Below are 24,873 nucleotides of genomic sequence, written 5' to 3'. Positions count from 1 at the left end.
TCTGGATTGCTTCGCTACGCTCGCAATGACGTGTTGATGGAGCATGGCGCAAATGTCGATGGCCGGGACATGCCCGGCCATGACGGTCGCGATGGGATGGCCGCCCGCTACTGCTACTCCGCGCTGCTCACCAGCTTGATCCGCGGCGCCTGTTCCTCGCCGAGGCTGCGATAGGCCGCGAGATAATCCAGCGCCATCCGCCGCGCCGTGAAGCGCGTCTCGAACTGCTTGCGGATAACGGAGCGGTCGAGTTGCTGCAGGCGGCCGACGACGCCGGCTGCGCTGAGGACGTCCTCGACGACGAAGCCGGTGAGGCCCTCGTCGATGATCTCCGGCACCGAGCCGCGGTTGAAGGCGATGACCGGCGTTCCGCAAGCCATGGCCTCGATCATCACCAGGCCAAACGGCTCCGGCCAGTCGATCGGCAGCAACAAGCCAAGCGCGCCGCTCAAAAAGTCCGCCTTCTCGTGATCGCTGATCTCGCCGATGAATTCCACAAGCGGATTGTTCTCGATCATCGGCCGGATCAGCTCGTCATAGTAATCCTGGTCGGCACGATCGACCTTGGCGGCGATCTTGAGCGGAATGCCGCAATGCGTCGCGATCTTGATGGCGCGGTCGACGCCCTTTTCCGGCGCGATGCGGCCGAGCACGGCGAGGTATTCCTGTTTCGCCGGCTTCGGCGTCAGCAGGTTCTCCGGCAGGCCGTGGTGGATCGTCCTCACCCAGTTCGCCTGCGGCACCGGCCGGCGCTGCGCGTTCGAGATCGAGATGACGGGGACCTTCGAGAAGGTGTTGAAGACCGGTTGATGCTCCGGCAGGTCGAGCCGGCCGTGCAGCGTGGTCAGGAACGGTGTCGGCTGCCGGTAGAACAGCGACCACGGATAATAATCGAGATGGAAGTGAAGGAAGTCGAACTCCTCGTCGTCACATTTCTGCCGCACCCGCTCCAGCATCACCATATGCAGAGCATTGGGATCGCGCACGGAACCGTCGAGGCGGAGCGCCCGCGGCCACAGCGCATCCAGCTTTGCCGAGGTTTGCGAGTCGCCGCTGGCGAACAGCGTCACATCGTGCCCAAGGGCCACCAGCTCTTCCGTCAACCAATGCACCACCCGCTCGGTGCCGCCATACAGCTTGGGTGGAACAGCTTCCGTCAACGGAGCTACCTGCGCAATGCGCATCTCACCATCTCCTCTGTGCGATCATGATTGTAGAAAGCCCCCGCCTGTTCAGCACCGGCACGCCAATCAAGGGAACGTTCCCGCACTTGCGAAGTTCCTTCTTCAGAACGTTACTTATTCGACACGTCGGATGCTCGTCGCGATGCTGCCATCACAACTTCGCAGAACGCCCGCATCCGCATGTCGTGATGAGTGTGCCCGGGAACCGAGGCGAAGTAGTCGATGTTCAGTCGGCTAACAGAAAAATTGAAAACATCACGACGGGGTCAATAGTCACATGGATCATCTTTCTGGGTATGCGCACCGGCCGTTTGCTTTTGTTTTGCGCTATCTTCGGCGTCGCCTCGCGTCGCATCTCGTGATCCTGACCACGGTCGTGGCGGCCGTTGCCTGCTCCGTAGGCACGCAATATGGCGTCAAATCCCTCGTCGACAGCTTGTCGGCCGGCGCTTCGCATGGTGGGAACGTATGGCTGGCATTCATTTTCCTCATGACGCTGATCGCCGCCGACAATTTCCTTTGGCGGATCGCGAGCTGGACGGCCAGCTTCACCTTCGTGCGTGTCACGGGTGATTTACGCCGTGACATATTTCGTCATCTGACCGGCCACGCGCCGAGCTACTTCTCCGACCGGATGCCCGGCATGCTGACCAGCCGCATCACGGCGACGTCCAATGCGGTGTTCACGGTCGAAAACATGTTCGTCTGGAATGTGTTGCCACCGTGCATCGCAACGGTTGCGGCCATCGCATTGATTGGAACCGTCAGCCCTTACATGGCACTCGGCCTGATGGTGATTGCCGGCGGCATGGTGCTTGCGATGTTCCGCCTGGCTGCCGCGGGAAAGCCGCTGCACGACGATTTCGCTGACAAGGCCGCCGTCGTCGACGGCGAGATGATCGACGTCATCAGCAACATGCCGCTGGTGCGCGCCTTCTGCGGCATCGGGCACGAGCATGAGCGGTTCGACGCGACCGTGAACCGGGAGCTCACCGCGCGCGGCCGCAGCCTGCGGTATCTCGAGAAGCTGCGGCTTATCCATGCCGGCGTCACTGTCGTGCTCACGATCGCCCTGATGGCTTGGGCGATCATGCTCTGGCAGGATGGCCGGGCGACCACGGGCGACGTCGTGCTGGTCTGCACCCTCGGTCTCTCCATTCTGAACGCCACGCGCGATCTCGCGGTGGCGCTGGTCGACGTCACCCAGCACGTTGCCCGACTGACCGAGGCAATCGCCACGCTGCTGGTGCCGCATGAATTGCGCGACCACCCCGAGGCCGAGCCACTGGTGAAGAGCGGTGCCGCGATCGCGTTCAACAATGTCACTTTCGGCTATCCCGGGGCTGAGAAGATCTTCGAACGCTTCAGCCTGCGCCTGCAGCCCGGCCAGCGCGTCGGCCTGGTCGGCCAGTCCGGCGGCGGTAAGTCGACGCTGTTCACGCTGCTCCAGCGCTTCTACGATACCGACGAGGGCAGCATCACCATCGACGGCCAGGACATTTCGAAAGTGACGCAGCAGAGCCTGCGCGAGGCGATCTCGGTCGTGCCGCAGGACATCTCGCTGTTCCACCGGTCGATTCGCGAGAACATCCGCTATGGCCGCCCGAACGCGACCGACGACGAGGTGCTGCGTGCCGCGATTGCGGCACGCTGCGATTTCGTCGAAAGCCTGCCTGGCGGTCTCGACACCATGGTCGGCGACCGCGGCGTCAAGATGTCCGGCGGCCAGCGCCAGCGCATCGCGATTGCGCGCGCCTTCCTGAAGGACGCGCCGATCCTGCTGCTGGACGAGGCGACCGCCGCGCTCGACAGCGAATCCGAGGAGGCGATCCGCGAGGCGTTGTCGCGGCTGATGCGCGGCCGCACGGTCATCGCGATCGCGCATCGCCTCGCGACCCTGCGCAATTTCGATCGCGTGGTCGTGTTGAGGGGTGGTAAGATCATCGAGGACGGGTCGCCCGAGCGTCTGATGCAGGGCCACGGGCCCTATCGTGAGCTGGTCACGCAGGAAATGAGCCGGCTCGCCCAAGCCGCCGCGTAAACCAACAGTCGCGTTCGAGTCGGTTGCGTGTCGAAACAAGCGCAGGGGAGCTGCTGATGTCGGCTGAAGCCGTTACCCAATTCGTCTCCGTGACGCGGACCGTGGACCAGGTCGCGGAGCAGCCTTTCTATATCCCGATGACGGGACCGTCGGCGCGGCCGCGGCGTTCACTCAAGCACGACGACACCTTTATCGTGCTCGACAGCCATGGCGACATCGGCGCTTCGGCCGGCGGTCCCGATGGCCTGTTTCATCACGACACGCGCTACCTTGCGAGGCTCGAGCTCGTGCTCGACGATCTCCAGCCGTTGCTGCTGGGCTCGAACCTGCGCGACGACAATTCAGCCCTGACCGTCGATCTTACCAATCCGGATATCTACCGGCAGGGCAGCCTTGTGCTGCAAAAGGACCTGCTGCACATCGTACGCACGATCTTCCTGTGGCGCGGCACCGCCTATCAGCGCATCGGCGTGCAGAACCACGGCGACCGCCCGGCCGCTTTCGCGCTGACGCTGCTGTTCGACAACGATTTCGCCGATCTGTTCGAAGTCCGCGGCGAGCGGCGCCCGCGCCGCGGCATCGGCTCGAGCCGGCTATTGGGACCGACCGACGTGCTGTTCGACTACCGCGGTCTTGATGACGCCGAGCGCACCACGGGCCTGCATTTCGATCCGCGCCCGACAAAATTGTCGGTGAACGCCGCGACCTGGCAGCTCGAACTCGACCCTCATGAGTCGAAATCCCTGTTCGTGGCCGTGTCCTGCAATCGGCCGGTCGCGGAGAAGCCGGCGCGCTTTTTCAGAAGCCTGCTCGCCCACCGCCGCGAGATGCGCCGATCGACGATGGGCGCCGCCAGCATCGAGACCTCCAACAACATCTTCAACGAGGTGCTGTGCCAGGCCATGGCCGACCTCAACATGCTGATGACGGAGACGCCGCAGGGCCGCTATCCCTATGCGGGGATTCCCTGGTACTCGACGACGTTCGGCCGCGACGGGCTGATCACCGCGCTACAGATGCTGTGGGTCGATCCGCGGATCGCCAAGGGCGTGCTGCGGCGGCTCGCTCATTTCCAGGCCAAGGCGGTCGATCCGCTCGCCGATGCCGCGCCGGGCAAGATCCTGCACGAGATGCGCGGGGGCGAGATGGCGGCGCTGCGCGAGGTGCCGTTCGCGCAATATTACGGCAGCGTCGATTCCACGGCCTTGTTCGTCCTGCTGGCAGGAAGCTATTTCGAGCGCACCGGCGACGAGAAGACATTGACCGAGCTGTGGCCGGCCATCGAGGCGGGGCTGGCCTGGATCGACGGTCCGGGTGACCCCGACAAGGACGGCTTCGTCGAATATCAGCGCGCCACGGAAAAGGGCCTCGCCAACCAGGGCTGGAAGGATTCCTACGACGCGATCTTCCATGCCGACGGCCAGCTTGCGGAAGGCAATCTCGCGCTTGCCGAAGTGCAAGGTTACGTCTTCGCCGCCAAGCGGCGCGCCGCGCGCTGCGCGCTCCGGCTGGGTAAGCCTGATCTCGCCAGGAAGCTCGAGGCCGAGGCCAAGACGCTGGCCGAGCGTTTCGAGACCGCGTTCTGGTGCGAGGAGCTCGGCACCTATGCGCTTGCGCTCGACGGCAAGAAGCGGCCTTGCAAGGTGCGGACCTCGAACGCCGGCCAGATCCTGTTCAGCGGCATGATCCGCGAGGACCGCGCGCGCCTCGTCGCCGCCGATTTGATGCGGCCGCATTTCTTCTCGGGCTGGGGCATCCGCACCGTCGCTGTCGGCGAGGTGCGTTACAATCCGATGTCCTATCATGACGGGTCGATCTGGCCGCACGACAATGCGCTGATCGCGCTCGGGCTCGCGCGCTACGGGCTCAAGCATTCGGTCGCGCATGTCTTCAAGGGACTATTCGACGCCGCGACCTACATGGACCTGCGCCGCTTGCCCGAATTGTTTTGCGGTTTCCGGCGCGAAAAGCGGCGCGGCCCGACGCTCTATCCGGTCGCCTGCGCCCCGCAGGCCTGGGCCAGCGCAACCGCGTTCACGCTATTGGAGGCGGCGCTGGGCATCGAGTTCGACGTGGCGCGCGGCGAGATCCGGCTGCGCAATCCGCATCTGCCGGTGTTTCTGCACGAGGTGATCTTGCGCGATCTGCGTCTGGGCGAGTCCAGCGTGGACCTGCGCGTCAGCCGCCATGGCGACGACGTGGCGCTGGAGGTGTTGCGCACGCGTGGCCAGATCCAGGTCTCGATCGTGCTGGCGCGCTAGCGGCGCGCCGGAAGGAGGGTGCATGCGTACCGCCGGATGGTTGGCCTTGGGCGTCGTGATCGTCTGCGGAATGACGCTCGCCGTGTCACGCGCCGCGGAGGAGTCGCCCGCACCCTCGACCGAAGCGAATGCACCGCCGACGGCGCAGCCGCCGGCGTCGGCGGTCCCCGTCACGCCAAAGAATGCCGCGCCACCGCCGTCGGTGACGATCATCGGCGCGAGCGATGCGCACGGTGTGCTTGGCCGTGACGTGCTCAGCGCGGCGAACGAGGACATGGGCCGCATCGTCGACGTCATCGTCGATCGGAGCGGGCACGTGCGCGCCGCCGTGATCGATTTCGGCGGCTTCCTCGGCGTTGGCAGCCGCAAGATCGTGGTGGACTGGAACGCGATGCGGTTCGGCAAGATCGTCAACAAGAAGGACAGCATCACGCTGGAATTGACCAAGGCACAGGTCGCAGCCGCGCCGGAATACAAGGAGGACACGCCGATGGTGGTGCTCGGCGCGTCCGGCAGCCTGCAGCCGCTGCAAGCTGTTCAGTGAGGCGCGGGGAGGGATGGCCGCCGGTGCTGTTGTCGAGGAAGCCGAATCATGCGGATCGCGAGGGCCGCGTTGAGCAGGACAACGTTTCGCTGTCGCCTGCCGCCATTCCGGCGCCGTCGCGCCAGAGCCTGCGCGGCCTCGACTGGTTCATCTTCTTCCTCGCCGACGTGCAGACCGGATTCGGGCCGTTTATCGCCGTCTATCTGACGACCCAGAAATGGACCCAGGTCGAGATCGGCCTCGTGCTGTCGATCGGCGGCATCGTTGCGCTGATCGGCCAGATGCCGGGCGGCGCCATTATCGATGCTGCGAAATCCGAGCGACTGGTCGCAGGTCTCGCGATCGCCACCATCGGCTGCTGCGCGCTCGCCTATGCGGCGATGCCGATCTTCCCCGTGGTGGTGACTGCGGCCACCTTGCACGCGGCAGCGAGCTGCGTGCTCGGACCGGCGATCGCGGCGATCAGCCTCGGTCTGGTCGGCCCGCTCGCGATCGGCGAGCGTCTCGGCCGCAACGCGCGCTTTGCTTCGCTTGGCAACGGCGTTGCGGCCGCGGTGATGGGAACGGCCGGCTATCTGCTGTCGAGCCGCTCGGTATTCCTGGTCACCTTCCTGCTCGCAATCCCCACCTTGATCGCGCTCTCTCGCATCCGCGAGCATGAGGTCGACATCGCGCGCTGTCACGGCGAGATGCCGCGCGAGGCGGAGGATCGCGGCGACACCAATATCTGGCATCTGATCCGGCAGCGCCCGCTCATCGTCTTTGCGCTCAGCGTGCTCCTGTTGCAGCTCGCGAACGCCTCGATGATGCCGCTGATGGCAAGCGCGGTGACGGCGCGATCGAGCGAGTGGGCGACGGTGCTCGTCGCTTTTTGCATCGTCGTGCCGCAGGCGATCGTGGCGCTGCTGTCGCCGAGCGTAGGGCGCAAGGCGCAAGCGTGGGGCCGCAGGCCGCTGCTGCTGATCGGATTCGCGGCGCTGACGATTCGCGGTCTGCTGTTCGCGACCGTGCGCGATCCGTATCTGCTGGTGCTGGTGCAGGTGTTCGACGGCCTCACCGCGGCAGTGTTCGCGGTGATGATCCCGTTGATCGTGGCCGACGTCGCCTTCGGGAGCGGCCATTTCAACCTCGCGCAGGGCATCGTCGGCACCGCAATGGGCATCGGCGCGTCGATGAGCACCGCGCTTGGCGGCTATGTCAGCGATAAATTCGGAAATGCCATGGCGTTCACCGGACTGTCCGGCGTCGCGGCGACGGGACTTCTGCTGATTCTGCTTGTGATGCCGGAGACGCGGCGCAAGGGCATGGTCGCAGCAAAAGAAATGGCCGGCTGAACCAATTCAGCCGGCCATGAGCGGGTGGGAGAGGGGAGATCAGGCGTCGAGATTGTGCAGGCGTGCGCGGTTGCGCAGCACGATCTGGCGGGCGCCCGAGAAGCCGAGAATGCCCTGGGCGTGAAGCTGCGACAGCGCGCGCGAGACGGTCTCGAGCGTGAGACCGAGATAGTCGCCGATGTCGCGGCGGCACATCGGCAGCGCCATCATGCCGGCAACCGCGAGGCGACGGTCCATTTCGAGCAGGAAGGTGGCGACGCGCTCCATCGCGGTCTTGCGGCCCAGCAGCAGCATGTGGTCTTCGGCGTGGCGAAGCTCACCGGCGGTCATCGCCCAGAGCTTGCGGGCGACCTGGACGTCGGTGGCAGCGGCCTTCTCGAGGCTCGCGCGCTTCACGAGGCGCACCGTGGTGTCGATGATAGCTTCAGCGGCAAGGCGGTGCGTGGTGCCGGATTCGAGGCCGAACACATCGCCGGAAAGGTGGAAGGAGCCGATCTGGCGGCGGCCGTCGGAGAGAAGCTTGTAGCTGCGCACGGCGCCGGTGACGACCTGATAGACATACTCAGCCGGCTCGTCCTCACCATAGATCTCCTCTTCCTTGCGGTAGGAGAACTCGGTGGCCACGAGGCCTACATGGCCGGCGATCGCGCCGAACTGATCGGAGACGGGATGGGCGGGTGCGATCTTGCCACCGATCGGGGTGTTGATCGCCGGGGTGTTGAAGGTCTGGGTCAGCATCTGCGCCATCTCCGTTGTGATGACGCCTTGGTACGCGGTATCGGGTGCCTCGAAAATTTCGCGAGATATCTTAAGGGTGTTGCCTTACGTAGAATCCCGTAGGTCAGCTATGGACCCGGTTCTGGATGGCGTGGCGAATGCGTTTGACCAGGTTTTCGTCCAGAAGCGGCTTCAGAATCACTTCATTCACGCCCGCGGCCGCCGCCCGGGCCGAGATATTCGAGTCGGGATAGCCGGTGATCAGGATCACCGGGGTATCGCCCTCGGACTGGCGCAGTCGCCCGGCCAGCTCGATGCCGTTGATGTCGGGCATTTTGTAGTCGATCACGTAACAGTCTGCACCGGACGGGCTCGCCGCATTGAGCAGCGCCGTGGCGTTCCTGAAGGTCCGCACGGCAAAACCGTCGGTTTCCAACAAGAACTTCAGCGAGCCGAGCACAGCGGCGTCATCGTCGACCACATAGACGGTTGGCTTTGCGGGTGATGACATCTGGAGCCGCTCGGGATGGGAGCTGATCGCAATCATTCCGATCTGGTAGCACAGGGCGAGCGGAGGGTTTTGACTTGCCTCAACTCCTGTTGACTTCAATCGTTGAGCATTCCGGCGCGCATCGCTAGCCGGACCAGCTCGGACAGGCTGTTGGCCTGCATCTTGGTCATCACATTGGCCCGGTAGACTTCGATGGTCCGCGGGCTGATGTCGTACTCGCGGGCGATCAGCTTGTTGGAGAGGCCCGCGATCAGCCCCTCCATGACCTGGCGTTCCCTGGGGCTCAGGGAAGCGACGCGAGCGGCGACGTCCTGGGCGATGGCCTCGTTCTTGGCCGCTGGCTCGCCCTCGCGGATCGCGGATTCGATCATGGCGACGAGGCGGTCATCTTCGAACGGCTTTTCCAGGAAATCCATGGCACCGAGCTTCATCGCCTCGACCGCGAGCGGCACGTCGCCATGGCCGGTCATGATCAGGATCGGAAACCGGCTGCGCTGGGCCTTCAGGCGCTTGAGAAGCTCGATCCCATCGATGCCGGGCATCCGCACGTCGGAGACGACGCAACCGAAGGCGAGGCCGGGCAGGGCATCGAGAAAACTCTGCGCGTTGTCGAACAATGTGACGCCGAAGCCAGCTGAATCCAGCAGGAAATTCAGCGAATCCCGCATCGCCTCGTCGTCGTCAATGACGTAGATGATTCCCTTGGTCGTCATGGATCAGTTCTCGTCGGCTGCCGGCAACGTGAAGCGGAATGTCGCCCCACCCGATACGTTGCTCTCGGCCCACATCCGGCCGCCGTGAGCCTCGATGATCGAGCGGCTGATGGACAGTCCCACGCCCATGCCGGTGTCTTTGGTGGTGAAAAAAGTCTGAAACAGGTTTGGCATGACGTCGTCCTGGAAGCCGGAGCCGGAATCGGAGACCTCGATCTCGATCATGTCGTCGGCGACGCGAGAGTTGGTGACGACGAGCTCGCGCCGCGGCGACTGCGCCATCGCTTCCAGCGCATTGCGGAACAGGTTGACCAGCACCTGCTGGATTTGCACCCGGTCGGCGAGCACGAGATCGGCGTTGGGATTGAGGCTGAAACGGAGCTGTACGTTCTGCTCGCGCGCGCCGGCGAGCCCGAGCGCGCCGGCCTCCTCGATCAGCTTGGACAGGCTCTCGACCCTTTTCTCGGATTCGCCGCGGGAGACGAAGTCGCGCAAGCGGCGGATGATCTGGCCGGCGCGCAGCGCCTGCTCGGCGGCGCGGTCCAGCGCGCTCTCGATCTTCGGTGTATTCGGATCCTGGCTTCCGGCGAGCAGCCGCCGCGACCCCTTCATGTAGTTGCTGATCGCTGCCAGCGGCTGGTTGAGCTCGTGGGCGAGCGCGGACGCCATTTCGCCCATCGCGCTCAACCGCGAGACGTGGACGAGCTCGGACTGCAGTTCCTGGAGCCGCGCCTGGGTTTGCTGATGCTCGGTGAGATCGCGGACGAAACCGGTGAAATAGGGCTCGCCGCCCGACTGCATCTCGCCGATCGACAGGTGCATCGGGAAGGTCGTGCCGTCGCGCCGCTTGCCGGTCACGATACGGCCGATGCCGATGATGTGCGGGTCGCCCGTTGTCCGGTAGCGCGCGATGTAGCCGTCGTGACGCGAGTTGTCGGGCTCCGGCATCAGGATGCGCACGTTCTGGCCGATCACCTCCGGCTCGGCCCAGCCGAACAGGCGCTCGGCCGCCGAGCTGAACAGCTGGATGATGCCGTGGCCGTCGATGACGATCATGGCGTCGGGAATCGTCTGCAGGATCGAGCGGAGGTGGTTCTCGCGGGTGCGAAGGGCCTCCTCGACCTGCTTCTCCTCATCAATGTCAAGAAAGATGCCGCTGAGATGCCGGGCGGCGCCGGCCTCGTCCCGAATCAGCCCCGCGCGTGCGCGGATCCACTGCCCTTTGCCCGACGCCCCCGTGACCTTGAACGACACGTCGAAGCTGCCGCCCCGTTCGGAGACGCGCCGGATCGCGATCTCGATCCGCTCGCGGTCGTTGGGCTCCAGCCGGGACAGGAACAGCGCGTAACTCACCGATTGGCCAGATTCGATTCCGAACAGGATTCTCGCCGTCTCCGACCACTCCAATTCGAGTGTCTTGAGATCGAGATCCCAGGTCCCGACGCCAAATCCTTCGATTCGAACGCGGAAATGTTCGCCCCGGCCGTCATCTTGCGGATGAATCACACGGGTCGGCGCCAAACGATCACTCCCATTCTGATGCGGGGAACCGCACAGCGTTACCGTCGGCAATGTACCCAAGGAGGGGCCAGAGGCAAGTTCCGATGTCTTATACCATTGGCAGATTTCCCTCCGGCGCGGTGATCCAAGGTTTTGATCTATCTCATCCTGCCAGGCGGCGGCGGGCCTACGATCGGATCAAAGCTCATTGCCCCGGAGACTCCGATGACATACGCGACCGTAATGGTCAGCCTGGCGCTCGATCAGTCCAACGAGGCGCGGCTTCAGGTCGCGGGCGAGCTTGCCGAACGATTTGAGGCGTCGATCATCGGCGTTGCTGCGGCGCAGTTCGCCCCGCCGCTCTATTTCAGCGACGGCACCGTAGCGCAGGGACTGATCGATGAGGGAGAGGCCTCCGTCAGGCGACGCCTGGGCGAACTCGAGGCGCAATTCCGCGCCGCAATCAGGAATCGCGGCGGACATGTGGAATGGCGCAGCGCCATGGATTTCCCGGCGCGCTTTACGTTCACCCAGGCGCGTTGCGCCGACATCATCGTCACCGGCGGGCAGAGCCCGGCCTTCTCCGACGCCTTCGCGCTCGCGAGCCCCAAGGATCTGGTGATGCAAGCCGGCCGGCCAATCCTGGTCGTGCCCGACGGCGTCAACTGGCTCGACCTGCGCAGCATCCTGGTGGCGTGGAAGGATACGCCGGAAGCGCGGCGGGCGCTCGCCGATGCGCTGCCGATCCTGCGCAAGGCCAGGGATGTCACCGTCCTCGCAATTCCCGAAGGCGACGACGACCGCCCTGCCGTGGTCGCCGGCGCGACCGACGTGACGGCGTGGCTTGCCCGCCACGGCGTGACCGCGACGGCGCGCGTTTCCGAAGCGGCCCGGAACGAAACCGTCGCCGGGCAACTGGAGAAAGTTGCGGGCGATGTCGGCGCCAGCCTGGTCGTCGCCGGTGCCTACGGTCATTCGCGCTTCCGCGAACTGATCCTCGGCGGCGTCACCCAGTATCTGGTCACTCAATCTGCCCGCTGCGTGCTGCTGTCGCACTGACGCGGGAGCGATGCAAGACGAATCAAAGAGGACGCGCCGTGTACAGATTTCTTGAGCAGACCGTCGACGGCTACATGACGCACGACGTCAGGACGGTGAGGCGCGACCTCGACCTGCTCGCGCTCAGCGAGATGTTCGAACGCGACGATTTCAATTCCTATCCCGTCGAGGACGACGGACAGGTCGTCGGCATCGTCACCAAATTCGACATCCTGAAGTGCTTCGCCTTCACGCCGAGCCAGATGCTGCCGCGCTACCACGACCTGATGAGCCGTAAGATCGGCGACGTCATGACGCCCGACTTTATCTATGTCAGCCCCGACACGCGGCTGACGCGCGTGCTCCAGATCATGGTCGAGCACCGCATCAGGAGCATCATCGTGCTCAATGGCGCGCAGAAGCTGGTCGGAATCGTCGCTCGCGAGGACGTTATTACGGCGCTCAAGGCGACGGCACGGGAGTGACAAGGCGGCTGCGTGATTTTCCGGAAGATTCTTTTTCTTCCCTTCTCCCCCTGTGGGAGAAGGTGGCATGGGCGGCCTTCGGCCGCCGTTCTTAAGAAGGCCGGAGCGAAGCTGCGGCTATGGCGCCGGATGAGGGGTTTTTCTCCCCCGAAAGACTCTTCGTGCGGGACCAACCCCTCACCCAAGTGAGTGTGCGGGACGGTCCTCGCTGCCCTCTCCCGCAAGGGGAGAGGGCACTGCAACTGGCGCCGCATCGCCCACATTAACAGAAATCCATCTCCCTTGATTTCAATCAATTCCCCGCGAGGATGAATGTGGTTTCTGGCCCTGTGTTCTTTCAGAGAGAATCCGCATGAGCCAGCCCTCCATCTCCAAGTCCATGACGTCAGGTGAAAGCGGCCTGGCTGTCGTGTTCGCGGTCACCGCCTTCCTCTGCGTGATTGCCTCGGCCAAGGCGCTCGATGCGCCCTTCGCCTTCCATGCCGCGCTGAGCGCGGCGGCGAGCCTCGCGGCGGTCTTCTGCATCATCAACCGCTACCTCGACCGGCCGGCGGCGCTGCCGCCTGCGGAGATCAATGGGCGCCCCAATTACAACATGGGGCCGATCAAGTTCTCCTCGGTCATGGCGATGTTCTGGGGCATTGCCGGCTTTCTCGTCGGCCTCATCATCGCCTCGCAACTGGCGTGGCCGGCGCTGAACTTCGATCTGCCCTGGACCAGCTTCGGCCGCCTGCGTCCGCTGCACACGTCCGCGGTGATCTTCGCTTTCGGCGGCAACGTCCTGATCGCGACCTCCTTCTACGTCGTCCAGAAGAGCTGCCGCGTTCGCCTTGCAGGCGATCTGGCGCCCTGGTTCGTCGTCGTAGGCTACAACTTCTTCATCCTGATCGCCGGCACCGGCTATCTGCTCGGCGTCACTCAGTCGAAGGAATATGCCGAGCCGGAATGGTACGCCGATCTGTGGCTCACCATCGTCTGGGTCACCTATCTGCTGGTCTTCCTTGCCACGATCATCAAGCGCAAGGAGCCGCACATCTTCGTCGCGAACTGGTTCTATCTCGCTTTCATCGTGACGATTGCGGTCTTGCATCTCGGCAACAACCCGGCGCTGCCGGTCTCGGTGTTCGGCTCTAAATCCTATATCGCCTGGGGCGGCATCCAGGACGCCATGTTCCAGTGGTGGTACGGCCACAACGCGGTTGGCTTCTTCCTGACCGCCGGCTTCCTCGCCATCATGTACTACTTCATCCCCAAGCGCGCCGAGCGGCCGATCTACTCCTACCGCCTCTCGATCATCCACTTCTGGGCGCTGATCTTCCTCTACATCTGGGCCGGCCCGCACCATCTGCACTACACGGCACTGCCGGACTGGACCCAGACGCTCGGCATGACCTTCTCCATCATGCTGTGGATGCCGTCCTGGGGCGGCATGATCAACGGCCTGATGACGCTGTCGGGCGCCTGGGACAAGCTGCGCACCGATCCCGTGCTGCGCATGCTCGTGGTCTCCGTCGCCTTCTACGGCATGTCGACCTTCGAAGGCCCGATGATGTCGATCAAGGTGGTCAATTCGCTCAGCCACTACACCGACTGGACCATCGGCCACGTGCACTCCGGCGCGCTCGGCTGGGTGGGCTTCGTCTCCTTTGGCGCGCTCTACTGCCTGGTGCCCTGGATCTGGAATCGGAAGGGCCTCTACAGCCTCAAGCTCGTCAACTGGCACTTCTGGATCGCGACGCTCGGCATCGTCCTCTACATCTCGGCGATGTGGGTGTCCGGCATCCTCCAGGGCCTGATGTGGCGCGCCTACACCTCGCTCGGCTTCCTCGAATATTCCTTCATCGAGACCGTCGAGGCGATGCATCCCTTCTACATCATCCGCGCTGCCGGCGGCGGGCTGTTCCTGATCGGCGCGCTGATCATGGCCTATAATCTCTGGATGACGGTTCGCGTCGGCGAACAGGAAGTCCAGATGCCCGTCGCTCTCCAGCCGGCGGAATGAGGAGTTTTCCATGTCGTTCTGGACACGCCACCAAATCTTCGAAAAGAACTCGATCATCCTGGTCGTCGGCATCCTGCTGGTGATCGCGATCGGCGGTCTCGTCGAGATCACCCCGCTGTTCTACCTCAAGAGCACGATCGAGGCGGTCGACGGGATCAGGCCGTATACGCCGCTGGAGCTCGCCGGGCGCAACGTCTACGTCCGCGAGGGCTGCTATCTCTGCCATTCGCAGATGATCCGCCCCTTGCGCGACGAGGTCGAGCGCTACGGTCATTTCTCGCTGGCCGCCGAGAGCATGTACGACCATCCGTTCCAGTGGGGCTCGAAGCGCACCGGTCCCGATCTTGCCCGCGTCGGCGCCAAATATTCCGACGACTGGCACGTCACCCATCTGACCAACCCGCGCGCAATCGTGCCGCAGTCGGTGATGCCGGGCTATCCATTCCTCAGCAAGACCGAGGTCGATCCGGACACGATCGCCGACCACATGCGCACGCTGCGGACCGTCGGCACGCCCTACACCGACGACCAGATCGCCAATGCGGGCGCCGACATGAAGGCCCAGGCAGATCCTGACAATGCAGGCTCCGACGCTTTCACCAAGCGCTACGCCAAGGCCGTGGTGCGCAACTTCGACGGCAAGGCCGGCACGCCGACCGAGATGGACGCGCTGATCGCCTATCTCCAGATGCTCGGCACGCTGGTCGACTTCAAGATCTACAACGAGAAAGCCAATCTTCGCTGAGAAGGCACCAACGATGAAAGCCATCCTGACCCTCGACAATCTCGCGTCCGGTCTCGTGACCACGATCTGGACGCCGGTGTTCGTCGCGATCTTTGTCGCGATCATCGCCTACGCATTCTGGCCCCGTAACAAGGCAGCTTTCGACGAAGCGGCACACCTGCCGTTGCGGGAGGAGTAAGAGATCATGACCGATCATCATAGCGACATCGATCCCGTCTCCGGGAGGTCCACGACCGGACATGAGTGGGACGGCATCAAGGAGCTCAACACGCCGCTGCCGCGCTGGTGGGTAATCACCTTCTACCTCACCATCGTCTGGGCGATCGGCTACTGGATCGTGTATCCGGCCTGGCCGCTGATCTCGGGCAATACGCACGGCGTGATGGGGTACTCCTCGCGTGCCGACGTTGCGGTCGAGCTCGCCAACCTCGAGACGATCCGCGGAGCCAAGATGGTTGCCCTGGGCTCGGCCTCGCTCGCCGACATCGAGAAGGATCCGGCGCTGCTGGCGCTCGCGCGCGCCAAGGGCAAGACCGTGTTCGGTGACAATTGCGCGCCATGTCACGGCTCAGGCGGCGCCGGTGCCAAGGGCTATCCCAACCTGAACGACGACGACTGGCTGTGGGGCGGCACGCTCGACCAGATCATGCAGACCATCCAGTTCGGCGCACGCTCCGGCCATGCCAAGGCGCACGAAGGCCAGATGCTCGCATTCGGCAAGGACGGCGTGCTGAAACCGGACGAGATCGTCACGGCCGCCAACTATGTCCGGGCATTGTCGGGCCTTCCGACCCGCAAGGGCTATGACGCGGCCAAGGGCGAGAAGATCTTCGCGGAGAATTGCGTCGCCTGCCATGGCGACGGCGGCAAGGGCAACCCGGAGATGGGCGCCCCCAATTTGACGGACAAGATCTGGCTCTATGGTTCGGACGAGGCGACGCTGATCGAGACCATCAGCCAGGGCCGCGCGGGCGTGATGCCGGCCTGGGAAGGCCGGCTCGATCCCGCCACCATCAAGGCGATGGCAGTTTACGTCCATTCCCTGGGCGGCGGAAAATAGCCAACCGGCAGCAAACGGGGGCGAACAAAAGTGCCCCCGCTTGCGCTGGATCAACTGACGCGGCGGCGTCGGGTCTAGGTTTTATCGCACCTCTCGAAAGCTGCAGGCGATGAACAGGCCCGTGAACCCAAAAGACCTCCCAATAGACGATGACAACGGGCCGCTCTATGTGGCCCAGAAGAAAGTCTATCCTCAGAGCATCTCCGGCACCTTCCGCCGGATCAAATGGGGCCTGATGGCGTTCTGCCTCGGCGTCTACTACTTCCTGCCGTTCGTGCGCTGGAACCGCGGCCTCGGTGCTCCGAGCCAGGCGGTGCTGATCGATCTTCCCAACAGCCGCTTCTATTTCTTCTTCATCGAGCTGTGGCCGCAGGAGGTCTACTACTTCACCGGCCTGCTGATCGTCGCCGCGGTGGCGCTATTCCTGATGAACTCGGTCGGCGGCCGCATCTGGTGCGGCTATCTCTGTCCGCAGACGGTGTGGACGGACCTGTTCTATGCGGTCGAGCGTCTGATCGAGGGCGACCGACGCGAGCGGATGAAGAAGGACAAATCGTCCGACCCGATGAAGCTGGAGCGCATCTCCGAGATCGTGCTCAAGCATTCGATCTGGCTCTTGATCGGATGGTGGACCGGCGGAGCCTGGGTGCTCTATTTCAACGACGCACCGACGCTGGTTAGGGAACTCGTCACCTTCCAGGCGCCGATGATCGCCTATATCTGGATCGGCATCCTGACTGCGACGACCTACGTGCTCGCCGGCTTCATGCGCGAGCAGGTCTGCACCTATATGTGCCCGTGGCCGCGGATCCAGGCCGCGCTCACAGACGAATGGGCGCTGAACGTGACCTATCGTTACGATCGCGGCGAGAAGCGTACGTCGGTGAAGAAGGCGGCGGAGCTGCGCGCGCTCGGCGAGCAAGTCGGCGACTGCGTCGACTGCTATCAATGCGTCGCCGTGTGTCCGACCGGCATCGACATTCGCAATGGACCGCAGCTCGAATGCATCCAGTGCGGGCTCTGCATCGACGCCTGCGACAACGTGATGACGAAGATCGGCCGGCCGAAGCGGCTGATCGGCTATGACAACGACGTCAACATCCAGCGCCGCCAGCAAGGCAAGGCGCCGGTCTATCGCATCGTCCGGGCCCGCACCGTCGCCTACAGCGCGATCATCGCGGCGGTCGGCGGCATCATGATCTATACGCTGGCGACCCGCAGCCTGCTCGACGTCAACGTGCTGCACGACCGCAATCCGGTCGCGGTCAGGCTCAGCGACGGCTCGATCCGCAACGCCTACACGGTGCGGCTGCTCAACAAGAGCGGCTACGACCGCGTCATCGCGATCGACGCGAACGGTCCGGTCAATGCGACGATCCATGTCATCGGGATCGATTCCGTGACGCCGGACCGGCCGATGATCGTGGTTCCGCGCGACTCCACCAGCGAGCTGCGACTGCTCGTGACCGCGCCGGCGGAGGGCAACCCGGAAAAGTCGATCCCGGTTCGCTTTCACGTCACCGATATCGGCCTCGGCGAAGTCGCCAGCGCCACCGACAATTTCGTCGCGCCGTAGGATCAGGAGCCCGCCATGGCAACCAAGCCGCTGACCGGAACCAAGGTGTTTCTGATGCTGGTCGCCTTCTTCGGCGTCGTGATCGGCGTCAACGTGACCATGATGAAGCTTGCGATCGCGACACTGCCAGGGACGGACGTCGACAGCCCCTATGCCGCGGGCTTGACCTATGACCGCGAGATCTCGGCGGCCCAGGACCAGACCGCGCGCAAATGGAAGGTCAACGCCCATGTCGAGCGCCGCGCCGATGGCGGCGCCGTGCTTCAGGTCGAGGCGCGCGACGCCAGCGGCCAGCCGATCGCCGGACTGAAATTCGGCGGCCGCCTGGAGCGGCCGACCGACAAGCGCGCCGATCTCGCCATCGAGCTCTCGGAGGCCGGCATCGGTCTCTATCGCGGCAATGCCGCATCGGTCGCGCCGGGCCAGTGGGACCTCGTGATCGAGGGCGAGGCGCGGGGAACGCGCGTGTTCATGTCGCGCAACCGCGTGATCCTGAACTGAAGGATTTTGCCATGCACGTCTCGCGGGACTTTTCGCATTACGTCCGGACTGCGGGCGAGGGCGTCCAGCACATCGATCTCGCGGTCGAGGGCGTTCACTGCGCCGGCTGCATGGCCAAGATCGAGCGCGGGCTGTCCGCCATTCCCGACGTCACGCTGGCGCGCGTGAACCTGACCGACCGGCGCGTTGCGCTGGAATGGAAGGCGGGCACGCTCGATCCGGCCCGCTTCATCGATCGCCTCGAGGAGCTCGGCTACAAGGCCTATCCTTACGAGACCGAGAGCGCGGAGGCGAGCGAGGTCGCCGAATCGCGCTTCCTGCTGCGGTGCCTCGGCGTCGCCGCGTTCGCCACCATGAACGTGATGATGCTGTCGATCCCGGTGTGGTCCGGCAACGTCTCGGACATGCTGCCGGAGCAGCGCGATTTCTTCCACTGGCTATCGGCGCTGATCGCACTGCCGGCGGCGGCCTATGCCGGCCAACCGTTCTTCCGCTCGGCCTGGCGCGCGCTGTCGGCCAAGACCACCAACATGGACGTGCCGATCTCGATCGGCGTGACGCTGGCGCTCGGCATGTCCGTGGTCGAGACCATCAACCACGCCGAGCACGCCTATTTCGACGCGGCGATCATGCTGCTCACTTTCCTCTTGGTCGGCCGCGTCCTCGACCAGAACATGCGGCGGCGGACCCGCGCGGTCGCGGGCAATCTCGCCGCGCTCAAGGCGGAGACCGCGGCCAAGTTCGTCGGGCCCGACGAGATATCTCAAGTGCCGGTAGCCGCGCTCTATCCCGGCGACATCGTCCTGCTGCGGCCCGGCGAGCGTTGCGCGGTCGACGGCACCGTGATCGAGGGCCGTTCCGAGATCGACCAGAGCCTGATCACCGGCGAGACGCTCTACGTCACGGCAGGCCAGGGCACGCCGGTCTATGCGGGGTCGATGAACATCTCGGGCAGCTTGCGGGTGCGGGTCTCGGCGGCCTCCGAGGCGACGCTGCTCGCCGAGATCACCCGGCTGCTCGACAATGCGCTGCAGGCGCGCTCGCGCTACATGCGGCTCGCCGACCGCGCCTCGCGACTCTACGCGCCCGTGGTGCATGCCACCGCGCTCGTCACCATCCTCGGCTGGGTCATTGCGGGCGCCGGTTGGCATGATGCGATCGTGACCGGCGTCGCGGTGCTGATCATCACCTGTCCCTGCGCGCTCGGACTCGCCATTCCGACGGTGCAGACAGTGGCCTCGGGCGCGATGTTCAAGGCGGGTGTCCTGCTGAATTCCGGCGATGCCATCGAGCGTCTCGCGGAAGCCGATCACGTCATCTTCGACAAGACCGGGACGCTGACGCTGCCCGATCTCGAAGTGATGAATGCGGCCGATATCCCCGCTGATATCTTTGAGCTTGCCGGACGGCTCGCGCTGTCGAGCCATCATCCGGTCGCCGCCGCGGTCGCGCAGGCCTGCGACGCCAGATCGCCTATCGTCGGCGCGGTCGAGGAGGCCGGCCAGGGCGTGCGCGCTGTCGTCGATGGCATCGAGATTCGCCTCGGCCGTCCGTCCTTCTGCGGCGCCGAGACGCTGGTCTCGGACGTGACAAATCTGGATCCCGAAGCCTCCGTCGTGGCTTTCAGCAAGGGTGGCGAAAAATTCATCCTCTCTGTGCGCCAGGGCCTCCGTCCCGATGCGCAGGCTGTGATCGCGGCGCTGAAGGCGCGCAATATCGGCATCGAGATTCTCTCCGGCGACCGTGAACCGGCGGTGATCGCGGCGGCCCACGCGTTGGGCGTCTCCGAATGGCGGGCCGGGGTGACGCCGGCTGACAAGATCGCGCGGATCGAGGTCTTGAAGCAGCGGGGCATGAAGGTCCTGATGATCGGCGACGGCATGAACGATGCGCCCTCGCTGGCGGCGGCCCATGTCTCGATGTCGCCGATCTCGGCCGCGCATTTGAGCCAGGCGACCGCCGATCTCGTCTTCCTCGGCCGGCCGCTGGCCCCGGTCGTCGCCGCTATCGATGCGTCACGCAAGGCGCTGCACTTGATGCGGCAGAATCTCTGGCTTGCGATCGGCTACAATTTACTCGCGGTGCCGGTCGCGATCAGCGGAGTCGTGACGCCCCTGATCGCGGCTGCCGCCATGAGCGGATCATCGATCCTGGTCATGCTGAATTCGCTGCGTGCGCGCAACGCCTCGCGGGAGATCGTGTGATGGAAATTTTGGTCATCCTGGTACCGCTGGCGCTGATGCTCGGTCTCGCCGGTCTCGTCGCCTTCCTCTGGTCGCTCCGGAGCGGCCAGTACGACGATCTCGACGGCGCCGCCTGGCGCGCCATCGCCGACGACGAGCCGCCGCAGGAAGCGCCGGCCAAGCGCTAGCGCTTCAGGCCAAGGGTGAGCAGAGCGGCCGCAGCGAGGGCCGCGCCGACACCCGCGACGCACGCTTGCCAGCCGAAGCCGTCGAACAGTCGGCCGAGCACGGCCGTCCCGACCAGGCCGCCGCAGAAGTAGCAGGCAAGATAGGTCCCGCTGGCGATGCCGCGGCTGTCGGTCGCCGCCTGTCCTACGAATCCTGTCGCAGCCGCTTGCGCGAAGAAGGTGCCGACGCCGACCAGAACCATGCCGGTGATGACTTCGCCCAGATGCGGCGCCAGCATCAGCGGCAGCCCGATCCCGGCGATGGCGAGCGAGCCCCAGATCGTCGGACGCGTTCCGAGGCGCGATGCCACTCTGCCCGCCAGCAAGGTCGTGACGACCGACGGCAGGAAGACGAAATAGACAAGGCCCAGGTCCATCATGCCAAGCGACAGCGGCGGCTGGACCAGCACAAAATTCACGAAGGTGAAGGTGCCGATGAAGGCGAACAGGATGCAGAATCCGATGCCGAAGGCCGCGCGCAACTGCGGATTGCGCCAGTGCGCGATCGTGGCGGAGAGGGGCGATCCCGCAGTCATCATCGCATGCATCGGCTGCACGCGCCCGATGGTGAAATAGACCAGCACCGCGCCGGCCAGATTGAGGGCTGCGAAGAAATAAAAATTCCAGGCGAGGCCCAAGCCGTCGGCGACCGCCGCCGAGATCAGCCGGCCGACCAGGTTGCTGGCGACATTGCCGGTGATGTAGGCGGCAAAGGCGCCGCCGGCATCCATCGTGCTGCATTGCTCGCCGAGATAGGCGAGGGTGAGCGCGAAGGCGGATGCCATGCACAGGCCCTGCGCGACCCGCAAAGCGGTGAAGACCGCGAGATTTGGTGCGGTCGCCAGCAGGCTGGTGGGAACTGCCAGCAGCGCGAGGCTGAGCAGGATGCCGGTCCGCCGGTTGATGCGCGGGCTGAAGAAGCCGACGACGAGGCTGGCTACCGCCATGCCGAAGGTGCTGGCATTGACGGCAAAGCCCATCGCCGCCGGTGTGACGCCGTAATGGCGCGTCAGCGAAGGCAGGATCGCCTGCGTCGCGAACAGGTCGACGACAGTCAGGAAGGCGGTCAAGCCGATGACGAGGGAGCGAAGCGCGAGACCTGGCGAATACGCGTCTGTCGTCATCGCGGTCGGCTTGATCGGCGCGGAAAGATCGGTCACGGCAGGCCTCCCTTGTGATGAATGTGGCGCCCGCGTGCGGGGCAGCATGGGGATCGCGGGCGCCACATTCCGTCACGCGTGCGCTGGGGTCGCGCACCCGTTACATGTTGTGGTCGTGCGGGTCCTTGCGGACGTCGCCGACATAGAGAATGACCGTTTCCTTGCCGAGGTTCTTCCACCAGTGCGAGGTGCCGGACACCTCCGGGCGGATGTCGCCGGCCTTGTGCACGATCGGATCGACGCAGTTGGAGGCATATTCGACGATCTCGCCCTGCTGCACGAAGATCAGGGCAGGGCGGTCGTCATGACTGTGCCAGGGCACGATGCCACCGGGCTCGATGGTCAGCTTGCGGAAGCGCAGCTCGCGACCTTCGATATGCGCCGGCTGCTTGCCGAGGTCGATCGCGCCGAGCGTCGTATCGGTGACGCCGACCGGCTTGTAGTCGACCATCTGGTGCGCGTTCGGCTTGATCTTGTCGGCCGGGCATTCGCCTGCGAAGATGGGCTGTGCCGAGAGCGTCAAAGCGCCGGCGACCGCAAGTCCCAGCCAGCTTGCGCGGGAAAGTTCGATAGTGTTGAACATCGGGAAGTCTCCTCTATTGGCCGCGACCTCGAATGCCGTCGGCTATGATCTCAGTTTCTTCGAGATCATGTGTTCGTTGAAATGCCGTGTATCTCTCGAAACCATAGCGAGCCGCTATGTGCGTCCGAGCATGTGCTTGATGTCGGCGGAGAAGGTCGGATAGGCATAGACGTTCTCGCGGATCTGGCTCGCCGTGATGCCAAACTTGATCGCAAGCCCGAAGATATTGATGAGCTCCTGGCTGGTGTGGCCGACAAGGTGCGCGCCGATCACACGGTCGGTGGCGCGATCGACGATCACTTTCGACCAGGCGACGGTCTCGGCATAGGACCGCGCCGAGAACCAGTCGCGCATGTCGTTGACGTGGACCTCGATGGCGGATTCGTTCTGCCGTGCCGCCGCTTCGGTCAGACCGACGGCAGCAAGCGTCGGTACGGTGTAGACCGCCGTGGCCATGCCCGCGTAGTCGGGCGCATGTCGTGGTCCGTCGACGATGTTGCGGCCTACGATGTCGCCTTCGTAGGTAGCAACCGGCGAAAGTTGTGGCGAGATCGGTACGGCATCGCCGCAGACATGAACCCGAGGATTTGAGGTCGAACGCAAGTGGCAGTCGACCGAGATTCGTCCGTTTGTGTGTTCGACCTGACCGGCCGCAAGGTCGAGGGAATCGGTATTGGCCACCCGGCCGGCACCGTTGACTACACGATCCGCCTCGACCGCCCGCTCGACCCCGTCTTGGGCAAAGACCACCCTGAACCCGTTGCCGGTCCGCTCGATCGTCTGCACGCTGACGCCGGCCCGGATCTTGATGCCGATGCGTTCGCTCTCCATCGCCAGTTGGGCAACCGCATCGGTGTCCATTGCCGGCAGGAGCTGCGCCAGTCCCTCGAGAATCGTCACTGCTGCGCCGGCGCGCGCGTAGATGTGGGCGAATTCCAGGGAGATTACGCCGCCGCCGATAAAGATAACCGAAGCCGGCAAGTCGCGATCACTCAATATCGCGTCCGAGGTGACCATGTACTCGGCGCCGGCGATCGGTAGCGGCCGCGGCTTCGAGCCCGTCGCGACAACGACGTGTTTGGCCTCGAGCACGCGATCGCCGACGCGGACGGTGTTGGGTGCAACGAAGGCACCATACCCCTTGATCACTTCGACCTGGCGACGCGCCATCGTGCGGGCGAGGTTGGCGGGGATATCCTTGATCATGTTCTTCTCGCGCTCGATCAGCGCCGCCCAGTCGAGCCTGGGCTTGCCGACCGCGATATGATGAGCGGCAGCACGCTCGATGTCGTGCAGCACCTGACCGGCGGCGACGAGGACCTTCTTCGGCGTGCAACCGCGATTCGGACAGGTGCCACCGAGATCGAGCGGCTCGATCATCGCGACCGAGAGGCCGGCACGCCGGACGGGGCCGGTCACGCCGATGCCTGCGTTTCCGCCGCCGAGGATGACGACATCGAATGTTTGGCGCACCATGGGACCCTCGTTATTTGACGGTGATGGTGGCCGTGATGGACTTGACGACCATGGTCGCCATCTTGAACTGCGCCTCGCGATTTCGGATGTTGTGCCGCCTTGCGATCCAGTCGAAATCGGTCCACACGGCCCAGACGTCGCCATTGTCGTCCTGGGTCAACAGCAGGCGGACCGGCCAGTCGAGTCCGGCGTTGGGGTTGGCGGTGATGAACTGGGTGCCGAGCGGCGGATTGCCGAAGACGAGCAGGGTGGAGGGGCGAAGCTTGATTCCGGCGTCGGAAGCAAGCTTGGACTGATCGACTTCGAAGAAGAATTTGACGCCCTTTGCCGCAATATCGGCCTTGATGCGACTGATCGCCTCCGACAAGGGGATCGCGCTTTTGACGCGGACAATGCCGTCATCGCTATCGGCTCGCGCAACCGATGTTGCGGCCGATAGCAGCAGGAACAGCAGCAGAAGCGAGGTGGCGAAAGTGGCAACACGCGATGCGATGTGACGGCTCATGGCGGTCCTCCTGTGAGTGGCAGCTTGGATCGCAGCCAGGATGGACGCGGCGCTCGGCGGAGTGAAATGCGAAACGCCTCTGAACGCGATAGCCGACCGCTATGGTGGCGCGATAGGCAGCGGCTATCGAACCGATTGTGGATCGGCATTTCCGCCTTGGCGGCTTCCGCCGTTCGATGGCAGGGCGTCCGATTGGCGGGCGTTTACGTCAATCCGGAGAAACATCTCATGACGAAACTGTCCAAGACTCTCATTGCCACCGCCGCGTTCGCGGTTATCGCCACATTCGCCTTCTCGGAAGCCGCCTGGGATTTCAAGGCCGGCATGGCCTACATCTATGGTGGGCCCGGCAAGATGTCGGCGATGGCCATGGCCTCGACCGAGAAGAACCATGAGTCCATGACGAAGAACGCCAAGAAGGTGCCTGAGCATACCGTCTTCTTCATGGACAATGGGTCGCTGGTCGGCTCGATCCGACCGGCAATTTCTACGTGAACTAGGTCGATCCCCGCGTAGGGGCCGCCCCT

Annotated in this window: 24 protein-coding genes; 15 read left to right on the top strand and 9 right to left on the bottom strand. The window is 64.3% G+C overall.

Annotated elements, in window-relative coordinates; translation table 11 throughout:
• Nucleotides 1-113: 113 nt before the first annotated feature.
• On the bottom strand, nucleotides 114-1,184 hold the full coding sequence (locus AC0L2F_RS04745) for a glycosyltransferase family 4 protein (protein ID WP_007607665.1): 1,071 nt from the start codon (nucleotides 1,182-1,184) through the stop codon (nucleotides 114-116).
• Nucleotides 1,185-1,461: 277 nt separating this feature from the next.
• Between AC0L2F_RS04745 and AC0L2F_RS04740 the strand changes: the two genes are divergently transcribed.
• From AC0L2F_RS04740 to AC0L2F_RS04725, 4 genes are read left to right on the top strand one after another with little or no spacing between them, the layout of a single operon-like run.
• On the top strand, nucleotides 1,462-3,225 hold the full coding sequence (locus AC0L2F_RS04740; RefSeq protein WP_473247651.1) for an ABC transporter ATP-binding protein: 1,764 nt from the start codon (nucleotides 1,462-1,464) through the stop codon (nucleotides 3,223-3,225).
• Between the two features lie 56 nt (nucleotides 3,226-3,281).
• A complete protein-coding gene (locus tag AC0L2F_RS04735) occupies nucleotides 3,282-5,486 on the top strand; it encodes an amylo-alpha-1,6-glucosidase (RefSeq protein WP_473247650.1) in 2,205 nt (734 codons plus the stop codon).
• 22 nt (nucleotides 5,487-5,508) lie between these two features.
• A complete protein-coding gene (locus AC0L2F_RS04730) occupies nucleotides 5,509-6,030 on the top strand; it encodes a PRC-barrel domain-containing protein (RefSeq protein ID WP_063993265.1) in 522 nt (173 codons plus the stop codon).
• 23 nt (nucleotides 6,031-6,053) lie between these two features.
• Entirely contained in the window at nucleotides 6,054-7,364 is a 1,311-nt protein-coding gene (locus tag AC0L2F_RS04725; RefSeq protein WP_035973900.1) for an MFS transporter, read from the top strand.
• A 39-nt stretch (nucleotides 7,365-7,403) separates the two neighbouring features.
• On the opposite strand, the gene AC0L2F_RS04720 is transcribed toward AC0L2F_RS04725, so the two are convergent.
• The 4 genes from AC0L2F_RS04720 to fixL form a co-directional block, all read right to left on the bottom strand.
• Nucleotides 7,404-8,102 carry a helix-turn-helix domain-containing protein gene (locus AC0L2F_RS04720; protein WP_007607671.1) on the bottom strand — a complete coding sequence of 233 codons (699 nt, stop codon included), beginning with the start codon at nucleotides 8,100-8,102 and terminating at the stop codon, nucleotides 7,404-7,406.
• Between the two features lie 103 nt (nucleotides 8,103-8,205).
• A complete protein-coding gene (locus AC0L2F_RS04715; RefSeq protein WP_063993263.1) occupies nucleotides 8,206-8,628 on the bottom strand; it encodes a response regulator in 423 nt (140 codons plus the stop codon).
• A gap of 59 nt (nucleotides 8,629-8,687) precedes the next feature.
• The gene (fixJ, locus tag AC0L2F_RS04710) at nucleotides 8,688-9,305 is read right to left on the bottom strand and encodes a response regulator FixJ (protein WP_007607675.1); all 618 of its coding nucleotides are present in this window, start codon (nucleotides 9,303-9,305) and stop codon (nucleotides 8,688-8,690) included.
• Nucleotides 9,306-9,308: 3 nt separating this feature from the next.
• On the bottom strand, nucleotides 9,309-10,826 hold the full coding sequence (gene fixL, locus AC0L2F_RS04705; protein ID WP_084777322.1) for a sensor protein FixL: 1,518 nt from the start codon (nucleotides 10,824-10,826) through the stop codon (nucleotides 9,309-9,311).
• 204 nt (nucleotides 10,827-11,030) lie between these two features.
• Here fixL and AC0L2F_RS04700 point away from each other — a divergent pair, with 204 nt between their 5' ends.
• The 10 genes from AC0L2F_RS04700 (at nucleotide 11,031) to ccoS (ending at nucleotide 20,583) form a co-directional block, all read left to right on the top strand.
• Nucleotides 11,031-11,864 (top strand): universal stress protein, encoded by an 834-nt coding sequence (locus AC0L2F_RS04700; protein WP_473247649.1) that lies wholly within the window; start codon nucleotides 11,031-11,033, stop codon nucleotides 11,862-11,864.
• A gap of 38 nt (nucleotides 11,865-11,902) precedes the next feature.
• Nucleotides 11,903-12,328, top strand: a complete 426-nt coding sequence (locus tag AC0L2F_RS04695; RefSeq protein WP_007607679.1) for a CBS domain-containing protein — start codon at nucleotides 11,903-11,905, stop codon at nucleotides 12,326-12,328.
• A gap of 352 nt (nucleotides 12,329-12,680) precedes the next feature.
• Nucleotides 12,681-14,330 (top strand): cytochrome-c oxidase, cbb3-type subunit I, encoded by a 1,650-nt coding sequence (gene ccoN, locus AC0L2F_RS04690; RefSeq protein WP_007607681.1) that lies wholly within the window; start codon nucleotides 12,681-12,683, stop codon nucleotides 14,328-14,330.
• Between the two features lie 10 nt (nucleotides 14,331-14,340).
• Complete coding sequence (gene ccoO, locus AC0L2F_RS04685; protein ID WP_007607682.1) at nucleotides 14,341-15,075, top strand: cytochrome-c oxidase, cbb3-type subunit II; 735 nt, start codon at nucleotides 14,341-14,343, stop codon at nucleotides 15,073-15,075.
• A 13-nt stretch (nucleotides 15,076-15,088) separates the two neighbouring features.
• Entirely contained in the window at nucleotides 15,089-15,253 is a 165-nt protein-coding gene (locus tag AC0L2F_RS04680) for a CcoQ/FixQ family Cbb3-type cytochrome c oxidase assembly chaperone (protein ID WP_007594016.1), read from the top strand.
• Nucleotides 15,254-15,259: 6 nt separating this feature from the next.
• Nucleotides 15,260-16,135, top strand: a complete 876-nt coding sequence (gene ccoP / locus AC0L2F_RS04675; RefSeq protein WP_007607683.1) for a cytochrome-c oxidase, cbb3-type subunit III — start codon at nucleotides 15,260-15,262, stop codon at nucleotides 16,133-16,135.
• A 109-nt stretch (nucleotides 16,136-16,244) separates the two neighbouring features.
• Nucleotides 16,245-17,711, top strand: a complete 1,467-nt coding sequence (ccoG, locus tag AC0L2F_RS04670; RefSeq protein WP_473247648.1) for a cytochrome c oxidase accessory protein CcoG — start codon at nucleotides 16,245-16,247, stop codon at nucleotides 17,709-17,711.
• A gap of 15 nt (nucleotides 17,712-17,726) precedes the next feature.
• Nucleotides 17,727-18,212: a FixH family protein gene (locus tag AC0L2F_RS04665; RefSeq protein ID WP_007607687.1), complete on the top strand. Its 486-nt coding sequence runs from the start codon at nucleotides 17,727-17,729 to the stop codon at nucleotides 18,210-18,212.
• Nucleotides 18,213-18,223: 11 nt separating this feature from the next.
• On the top strand, nucleotides 18,224-20,416 hold the full coding sequence (locus tag AC0L2F_RS04660; protein ID WP_473247647.1) for a cation-translocating P-type ATPase: 2,193 nt from the start codon (nucleotides 18,224-18,226) through the stop codon (nucleotides 20,414-20,416).
• The gene (ccoS, locus tag AC0L2F_RS04655; protein ID WP_007607689.1) at nucleotides 20,416-20,583 is read left to right on the top strand and encodes a cbb3-type cytochrome oxidase assembly protein CcoS; all 168 of its coding nucleotides are present in this window, start codon (nucleotides 20,416-20,418) and stop codon (nucleotides 20,581-20,583) included. The genes AC0L2F_RS04660 and ccoS overlap by 1 nt, the downstream gene beginning before the upstream one ends.
• Here ccoS and AC0L2F_RS04650 read toward each other — a convergent pair.
• The 4 genes from AC0L2F_RS04650 to AC0L2F_RS04635 form a co-directional block, all read right to left on the bottom strand.
• Entirely contained in the window at nucleotides 20,580-21,782 is a 1,203-nt protein-coding gene (locus AC0L2F_RS04650) for an MFS transporter (protein WP_473247646.1), read from the bottom strand. The two genes, ccoS and AC0L2F_RS04650, sit on opposite strands and share 4 nt — an antisense overlap.
• A 100-nt stretch (nucleotides 21,783-21,882) precedes the next feature.
• Nucleotides 21,883-22,365, bottom strand: coding sequence for a cupin domain-containing protein (locus AC0L2F_RS04645; protein ID WP_007607691.1), 483 nt, complete (start codon nucleotides 22,363-22,365; stop codon nucleotides 21,883-21,885).
• Between the two features lie 114 nt (nucleotides 22,366-22,479).
• Nucleotides 22,480-23,841, bottom strand: a complete 1,362-nt coding sequence (locus AC0L2F_RS04640) for a dihydrolipoyl dehydrogenase family protein (protein WP_473247645.1) — start codon at nucleotides 23,839-23,841, stop codon at nucleotides 22,480-22,482.
• Between the two features lie 10 nt (nucleotides 23,842-23,851).
• Complete coding sequence (locus AC0L2F_RS04635) at nucleotides 23,852-24,346, bottom strand: DUF302 domain-containing protein (RefSeq protein WP_473247644.1); 495 nt, start codon at nucleotides 24,344-24,346, stop codon at nucleotides 23,852-23,854.
• A 228-nt stretch (nucleotides 24,347-24,574) separates the two neighbouring features.
• Between AC0L2F_RS04635 and AC0L2F_RS04630 the strand changes: the two genes are divergently transcribed.
• The gene (locus AC0L2F_RS04630; RefSeq protein WP_473247643.1) at nucleotides 24,575-24,841 is read left to right on the top strand and encodes a hypothetical protein; all 267 of its coding nucleotides are present in this window, start codon (nucleotides 24,575-24,577) and stop codon (nucleotides 24,839-24,841) included.
• Nucleotides 24,842-24,873: the final 32 nt, after the last annotated feature.

Source organism: Bradyrhizobium sp. Ken64 (genome assembly GCF_055807555.1).
This window is presented reverse-complemented; position numbering and strand designations above follow the sequence as displayed.

What these genes read in the sequence shown, in the direction of transcription:
- AC0L2F_RS04745 (WP_007607665.1), bottom strand. Translation starts at nt 1,184, where the DNA reads ATGCGCATTGCGCAGGTAGCTCCGTTGACGGAAGCTGTTCCACCCAAG.
- AC0L2F_RS04740 (WP_473247651.1), top strand. Translation starts at nt 1,462, where the DNA reads ATGGATCATCTTTCTGGGTATGCGCACCGGCCGTTTGCTTTTGTTTTG.
- AC0L2F_RS04735 (WP_473247650.1), top strand. Translation starts at nt 3,282, where the DNA reads ATGTCGGCTGAAGCCGTTACCCAATTCGTCTCCGTGACGCGGACCGTG.
- AC0L2F_RS04730 (WP_063993265.1), top strand. Translation starts at nt 5,509, where the DNA reads ATGCGTACCGCCGGATGGTTGGCCTTGGGCGTCGTGATCGTCTGCGGA.
- AC0L2F_RS04720 (WP_007607671.1), bottom strand. Translation starts at nt 8,102, where the DNA reads ATGCTGACCCAGACCTTCAACACCCCGGCGATCAACACCCCGATCGGT.
- AC0L2F_RS04715 (WP_063993263.1), bottom strand. Translation starts at nt 8,628, where the DNA reads ATGATTGCGATCAGCTCCCATCCCGAGCGGCTCCAGATGTCATCACCC.
- fixJ (WP_007607675.1), bottom strand. Translation starts at nt 9,305, where the DNA reads ATGACGACCAAGGGAATCATCTACGTCATTGACGACGACGAGGCGATG.
- AC0L2F_RS04700 (WP_473247649.1), top strand. Translation starts at nt 11,031, where the DNA reads ATGACATACGCGACCGTAATGGTCAGCCTGGCGCTCGATCAGTCCAAC.
- ccoN (WP_007607681.1), top strand. Translation starts at nt 12,681, where the DNA reads ATGAGCCAGCCCTCCATCTCCAAGTCCATGACGTCAGGTGAAAGCGGC.
- ccoO (WP_007607682.1), top strand. Translation starts at nt 14,341, where the DNA reads ATGTCGTTCTGGACACGCCACCAAATCTTCGAAAAGAACTCGATCATC.
- AC0L2F_RS04680 (WP_007594016.1), top strand. Translation starts at nt 15,089, where the DNA reads ATGAAAGCCATCCTGACCCTCGACAATCTCGCGTCCGGTCTCGTGACC.
- ccoP (WP_007607683.1), top strand. Translation starts at nt 15,260, where the DNA reads ATGACCGATCATCATAGCGACATCGATCCCGTCTCCGGGAGGTCCACG.
- ccoG (WP_473247648.1), top strand. Translation starts at nt 16,245, where the DNA reads ATGAACAGGCCCGTGAACCCAAAAGACCTCCCAATAGACGATGACAAC.
- AC0L2F_RS04665 (WP_007607687.1), top strand. Translation starts at nt 17,727, where the DNA reads ATGGCAACCAAGCCGCTGACCGGAACCAAGGTGTTTCTGATGCTGGTC.
- AC0L2F_RS04660 (WP_473247647.1), top strand. Translation starts at nt 18,224, where the DNA reads ATGCACGTCTCGCGGGACTTTTCGCATTACGTCCGGACTGCGGGCGAG.
- ccoS (WP_007607689.1), top strand. Translation starts at nt 20,416, where the DNA reads ATGGAAATTTTGGTCATCCTGGTACCGCTGGCGCTGATGCTCGGTCTC.
- AC0L2F_RS04645 (WP_007607691.1), bottom strand. Translation starts at nt 22,365, where the DNA reads ATGTTCAACACTATCGAACTTTCCCGCGCAAGCTGGCTGGGACTTGCG.
- AC0L2F_RS04640 (WP_473247645.1), bottom strand. Translation starts at nt 23,841, where the DNA reads ATGGTGCGCCAAACATTCGATGTCGTCATCCTCGGCGGCGGAAACGCA.
- AC0L2F_RS04635 (WP_473247644.1), bottom strand. Translation starts at nt 24,346, where the DNA reads ATGAGCCGTCACATCGCATCGCGTGTTGCCACTTTCGCCACCTCGCTT.
- AC0L2F_RS04630 (WP_473247643.1), top strand. Translation starts at nt 24,575, where the DNA reads ATGACGAAACTGTCCAAGACTCTCATTGCCACCGCCGCGTTCGCGGTT.